3 protein-coding genes and 2 rRNA genes are annotated in these 6,326 nt (G+C 65.6%); 3 read left to right on the top strand and 2 right to left on the bottom strand.

The features are described 5' to 3' along the window. From QMZ92_RS23465 to QMZ92_RS23455, 3 genes are all read left to right on the top strand, one after another. Positions 1-2,247, top strand: a 23S ribosomal RNA gene (locus QMZ92_RS23465); the annotation flags it as partial. Between the two features lie 88 nt (positions 2,248-2,335). Then, positions 2,336-2,452 (top strand): 5S ribosomal RNA (rrf, locus tag QMZ92_RS23460). 190 nt (positions 2,453-2,642) lie between these two features. Next, positions 2,643-3,197 (top strand): GNAT family N-acetyltransferase, encoded by a 555-nt coding sequence (locus tag QMZ92_RS23455; protein ID WP_283299396.1) that lies wholly within the window; start codon positions 2,643-2,645, stop codon positions 3,195-3,197. A 69-nt stretch (positions 3,198-3,266) separates the two neighbouring features. On the opposite strand, the gene QMZ92_RS23450 is transcribed toward QMZ92_RS23455, so the two are convergent. Together QMZ92_RS23450 and QMZ92_RS23445 are read right to left on the bottom strand one after the other, a co-directional pair. Then, positions 3,267-4,889: a type VI secretion protein gene (locus QMZ92_RS23450; protein ID WP_283299395.1), complete on the bottom strand. Its 1,623-nt coding sequence runs from the start codon at positions 4,887-4,889 to the stop codon at positions 3,267-3,269. Between the two features lie 3 nt (positions 4,890-4,892). Further along, positions 4,893-6,299, bottom strand: a complete 1,407-nt coding sequence (locus QMZ92_RS23445) for an ATP-binding protein (protein WP_283299394.1) — start codon at positions 6,297-6,299, stop codon at positions 4,893-4,895. Between the last annotated feature and the right edge of the window lie 27 nt (positions 6,300-6,326).

Here is a 6,326-nt window from a genome sequence, read left to right as displayed (position 1 = left end):
CCGAAATGCATTTAGGTGCAGCGTCGTGTGTTTCTTGCCGGAGGTAGAGCACTGGATAGGCGATGGGCCCTACCGGGTTACTGACCTTAGCCAAACTCCGAATGCCGGTAAGTGAGAGCGCGGCAGTGAGACTGTGGGGGATAAGCTCCATGGTCGAGAGGGAAACAGCCCAGAGCATCGACTAAGGCCCCTAAGCGTACGCTAAGTGGGAAAGGATGTGGAGGCGCAGAGACAACCAGGAGGTTGGCTTAGAAGCAGCCACCCTTGAAAGAGTGCGTAATAGCTCACTGGTCAAGTGATTCCGCGCCGACTATGTAGCGGGGCTCAAGCGTACCGCCGAAGTCGTGTCATTGCGATATGTACCCCCAACGGGGATCNACACGTGGGAAACGTGTGCGCCGATTGACTAAGGGTTCCTGGGTCAAGCTGATCTGCCCAGGGTAAGTCGGGACCTAAGGCGAGGCCGACAGGCGTAGTCGATGGACAACCGGTTGATATTCCGGTACCCGCTTTGAAACGCCCAATATCGAGCCCATTAATGCTAAGGCCGTGAAGCCGCCGGCTGAGTCTTCGGACGAGGTCGGAGTGGTGGAGCCGCTGACCCAAGGTGGTAGTAGGTAAGCGATGGGGTGACGCAGGAAGGTAGTCCAGCCCGGGCGGTGGTTGTCCCGGGGTAAGGGTGTAGGACGTCACGTAGGCAAATCCGCGTGACACGTAGTCTGAGACCTGATGCCGAGCCGATTGTGGTGAAGTGGATGATCCTATGCTGTCGAGAAAAGCCTCTAGCGAGTTTCATGGCGGCCCGTACCCTAAACCGACTCAGGTGGTCAGGTAGAGAATACCGAGGCGTTCGGGNTGAGACCTGATGCCGAGCCGATTGTGGTGAAGTGGATGATCCTATGCTGTCGAGAAAAGCCTCTAGCGAGTTTCATGGCGGCCCGTACCCTAAACCGACTCAGGTGGTCAGGTAGAGAATACCGAGGCGTTCGGGTGAACTATGGTTAAGGAACTCGGCAAAATGCCCCCGTAACTTCGGGAGAAGGGGGGCCACGCCTGGTGATGGGATTTACTCCTTGAGCTGGGGGTGGCCGCAGAGACCAGCGAGAAGCGACTGTTTACTAAAAACACAGGTCCGTGCGAAGCCGTAAGGCGATGTATACGGACTGACGCCTGCCCGGTGCTGGAACGTTAAGGGGACCGGTTAGCTCCATTTCGGTGGGGCGAAGCTGAGAACTTAAGCGCCAGTAAACGGCGGTGGTAACTATAACCATCCTAAGGTAGCGAAATTCCTTGTCGGGTAAGTTCCGACCTGCACGAATGGCGTAACGACTTCTCGACTGTCTCAACCATAGGCCCGGTGAAATTGCACTACGAGTAAAGATGCTCGTTTCGCGCAGCAGGACGGAAAGACCCCGGGACCTTTACTACAGTTTGATATTGGTGTTCGGTTCGGCTTGTGTAGGATAGGTGGGAGACTGTGAAGCTTGGACGCCAGTTCAGGTGGAGTCGTCGTTGAAATACCACTCTGGTCGTGCTGGATGTCTAACCTGGGTCCGTGATCCGGATCAGGGACAGTGTCTGATGGGTAGTTTAACTGGGGCGGTTGCCTCCCAAAGGGTAACGGAGGCGCCCAAAGGTTCCCTCAGCCTGGTTGGCAATCAGGTGTTGAGTGTAAGTGCACAAGGGAGCTTGACTGTGAGACCGACGGGTCGAGCAGGGACGAAAGTCGGGACTAGTGATCCGGCGGTGGCTTGTGGAAGCGCCGTCGCTCAACGGATAAAAGGTACCCCGGGGATAACAGGCTGATCTTCCCCAAGAGTCCATATCGACGGGATGGTTTGGCACCTCGATGTCGGCTCGTCGCATCCTGGGGCTGGAGTCGGTCCCAAGGGTTGGGCTGTTCGCCCATTAAAGCGGTACGCGAGCTGGGTTTAGAACGTCGTGAGACAGTTCGGTCCCTATCCGCTGTGCGCGTAGGAGTCTTGAGAAGGGCTGTCCCTAGTACGAGAGGACCGGGACGGACGAACCTCTGGTGTGCCAGTTGTCCTGCCAAGGGCATGGCTGGTTGGCTACGTTCGGGAGGGATAACCGCTGAAAGCATCTAAGCGGGAAGCCTGCTTCGAGATGAGGACTCCCACCCACTTGATGGGGTAAGGCTCCCAGTAGACGACTGGGTTGATAGGCCGGATATGGAAGCCAGGTGACTGGTGGAGTTGACCGGTACTAATAGGCCGAGGGCTTGTCCTCAGTTGCTCGCGTCCACTGTGTTAGTTCTGAAGTAACGAACATGCCGAGACCACTGTGTGGTCGGCCGGGTTCGACATCTTCATAGTGTTTCGGTGGTCATAGCGTTAGGGAAACGCCCGGTTACATTCCGAACCCGGAAGCTAAGCCTTTCAGCGCCGATGGTACTGCAGGGGGGACCCTGTGGGAGAGTAGGACACCGCCGAACAAATTTTGGGCCTCAACCCCCGAGTGGAAACTCGGGGGTTGAGGCTTTTTTGCGTTCTGGGGGGCATTCCGCTCCGTTTCCGGACTTCGATGGTCGAGGGTTCCTTTCTCCACCGCGGCCGGGCCGGTCAGACCTCCGAGGCGGCGAAATCGCCTTGGCGTACCGCCGTCGTCCCCGCGAGGATCGGAGCATGGACCACATCATTCGCGCCGTACGAGCCGGCGAGTGGGAGCAGGCCCGGGAAATCCGGCTGGCCGCCCTTCAGGACCCGGCGGCACCGATCGCCTTCCTGGAAACCTACGAGCACGCCGTGGGCAGACCCTCGACGTACTGGCAGGACCGTACCGACACCGCCGCGGCAGGGGTGGGCTTCCGCCAGTTCATCGCGGAGGACTCCGAAGGGCGCTGGGTCGGCACCGTGACCGTGATGGTCGAGGGCCCGGCGGACGAAGTGCGGTTCGGGGAGGCGGCCAAAGTGGACCAGACGCATCTCGTGGGGGTGTTCGTACGGCCGGAGGCTCGGGGAACCGGTGTCACGGAACTGCTGTTGCGGGCTGCCGTCGAGTGGTCGTGGGCGCTGACGGAGCCGTCGGTCGAGCGGGTCCGGCTGTATGTGCACGAGAGCAACGGCCGGGCGGCGGCCTTCTACCGGCGGTTCGGGTTCGTGCCGAGCGGCGACTCCGTTCCGGTGCCGTCCGATCCCTCGGCCAGGGAGTTCGAGTACGAACTCCGCCGGGCCCAGTAGCGGCCTCAGCCGACGTCCGCCCCGTCACGACGGGGAACCCTGCCTGACGCGGCACCGGTTTCCCTGTCCCTACCCGGGCTGGTGAGCGCTCGGGCTGCGCCCCGCGTCGGGTGCCGTCAGCGGCTGCGGCCAGCGGGCACGGCCCTGTTCGCGGGAACGCAGCAGCGCGAGAGTCGGCATGCCCAGCACCGGGCCCGTGGCCAGCAGCTCCGGGAGGAGCGGTAGCGGGGCGACGGCGGCGATGTCGTCCAGGACGAGAGCGAGTGGTGGGTCGAGCCGACCGTCGGATGACCGTGCGGCCATGCGGCGGCCGTGCTCGACCACGCTTGAGGCGAGTGCGGTGAGGAGCGGCATGGCCCCCGGTCGGGTGCGCGGGTCCTCGATCGATTCACCCACCACATAGAGCGTGCCCCCCTCGTCCACAAATGATTCCAACGTGAGCGAATCTGCTCGGTTCGAGGTGCAGACCTCGCGGATGTGGACGGAGGAGAGGGCGGACAGCGTACGGGCCGTCAGTTCCTGGGCGATCTCACGGCGTTCATTGTGCGCGGTGAGCGCCGACTCGAGCAGGCCGGCGAGGCCGGAGGCTGCCTTCTGGTGGGTGCGGAGGATGCGTACCGGCTCGTGGGCGCCACTGCCCTGGGCCCAGCGGTGGACCTGTTTGAAGGGGCGCCCGTCCACGGCGGCGGCGTGCAGCCAGCAGCGCAGGAGCGTTTCGGCAGTGTCCGCGACGGCCTCGTCCAGACGGGAGCGGGGCCGTAGGGGAGCGAAGAGGGCCGCCGCCCGGCTCGCCGCCGTCGCCGGATCCTCACAGCCGGCCGTCGGGGACCAGTGGAGCCGGGCGGGCGTGTCGCAGAGATGGCCCGGATCGTAGACGAGGGCAGGGCCGAGTTTGGCCCTGGCGTCCTTGGTCTCCGACCAGACGGTCGGATCGGACGTGACGACGAGCGCGGGGCCGGCGGCGTCCCGGATCGCCTGGACGACCGAGGGACGCCGGACGGAGGGGCCTCCGTAGAGGACGTGCGGGCGCCGGGGGCCCGGGACACCGGCCGGTTCTGGTGGGGGCAGGACGGCGGACACGGAGGGCTCGGCGGGTGCCGCGGCGGCGTGCTCGACCGGAACTGAGGCGTGCGCGGGTTGGGCGGGGGGTGCCGCTTCGGTCCGGAGGGTCGTACCGCCCCCGGTCGCAGCCCCTGCGGGCACCGGAGTGTCCTCGGCGACCGTCGCGGTCGGACGGGAATCCGGCCGGCTCGGGACCGTCACCGGTACCGCCTCGGCCGGGCCGCCCCTGTCCGCCTCCCCGCCCCCCTTGCGGCGCGAGCGGACCGCGCGCCACCGGGCCAGCGTGCCGAGGACGAAGACCGTCAGCACGACCAGTGTCATCAACTGGCCGATGAGCAGCCCCCAGAACAGCCCGTAGCCGGACAGCCGGGCGGGCGGCGTGGCGGGCCAGGCCGCGGGCAGGTCATGGGGCTCGGACACCAGGCTGCGTATGGCGAGCGGGGTGTTCGTGAACGTCACGCCGTCCGGCCAGGACCCGTGTGCGAAGAGGCCCGCGAGGCCTGTCGCCGTCCAGACCAGCAGGGTCAGCCCGAGGAGGAAGCCGAGGACGCCCACGAGCAGGCCGTCCGGGACACCTCGTTCCTCGTGCGGTTGCCGGCGCCCTGCGCCGTGTCGCGGGTCCCGCGCCATCGGTCAGGCCACCGTCGACTCGGAGGAGTCCAGCCGCCGCTGCTGCCGTTCGATGAAGGCGGCGCGCTGCTCCGTCTCCTGTTCCGCGGCGCGTACGTCCTCGGGGAGCGAGGACTCCGTCATCGCCCGGTCCGTGTAGACCAGGGGGAGTTCGGCCTCCGTCACCAGGTGTTTGACGACCTGGACGTTGCCGTTGACGTCCCAGACCGCGATGCCGGGGGTGAGGGTGGGAATGATCTCCACCGCCCACCGGGGCAGTCCGAGCACTCTGCCCGTGGCCCGGGCCTCGTCCGCCTTCTGGGCGTAGATCGTGCGGGTCGAGGCCATCTTGAGGATGGCGGCGGCCTCCCGGGCCGCGGCGCCGTCGACCACGTCGCTGAGGTGGTGAACGACCGCGACGAAGGACAGGCCGAGCCGCCGGCCGAACTTCAGCAGCCGCTGGAAGAGCTGGGCGACGAAGGGGCTGTTGATGATGTGCCAGGCCTCCTCGACGAGGAAGATGCGCTTCTTCCGGTCGGGGCGGATCCAGGTGTGCTCCAGCCATACGCCGACGATCGCCATGAGGATCGGCATGGCGATGGAGTTGCGGTCGATGTGCGACAGGTCGAAGACGATGAGCGGGGCGTCCAGATCGATGCCGACGGTCGTCGGGCCGTCGAACATGCCGCGCAGGTCACCGTCGACGAGCCGGTCGAGGACCAGGGCCACGTCCAGGCCCCACGCCCGTACGTCGTCGATGTCGACGTTCATCGCCGCCGCGGACTCGGGCTCCGGGTGGCGGAGTTGCTCGACGATGTCGGTGAGCACCGGCTGCCGGTCCGTGATGGTCTCGTTGACGTACGCGTGCGCCACCTTGAGCGCGAAGCCCGCACGTTCGTCGAGACCGTGACCCATGGCGACCTCGATGATGGTGCGCAGCAGCGCGAGCTGTCCGGTGGTGGTGATCGACGGGTCGAGCGGGTTGAGCCGGATACCGTCGTCCAGGGCGGCCATCGGGTCGAGCCGGATGGGAGTTATTCCCAGCTCCTGGGCGATGAGGTTCCATTCGCCGACGCCGTCCTCGCCCTGGGCGTCGAGGACGACGACCTGGCGGTCGCGGAAGCGGAGCTGGCGCAGGACGTAGGTCTTCTCCAGCGCCGACTTGCCGTTGCCGGACTCGCCGAGGACCAGCCAGTGGGGGGCGGGGAGCTGCTGTCCGTACAGCTGGAACGGGTCGTAGACGTAGCCCTTGCCGCTGTACACCTCGCGGCCGATGATCACGCCCGAGTCCCCGAGGCCGGGCGCGGCGGTCGGCAGATAGACGGCCTGCGCCTGGCCGGTGGAGGTACGTACGGGCGAGCGGGTCGTCTCGACCTTCCCGAAGAGGAAGGACGTGAAGGACTCGGTGAGGACGGACAGCGGGTCTCGCATCGGATGAGGGCCCCTATCGGCGCGTGT

It is taken from the genome of Streptomyces sp. HNM0645 (genome assembly GCF_030056615.1).
Lineage (GTDB): Bacteria > Actinomycetota > Actinomycetes > Streptomycetales > Streptomycetaceae > Streptomyces > Streptomyces marianii.
This window is presented reverse-complemented; position numbering and strand designations above follow the sequence as displayed.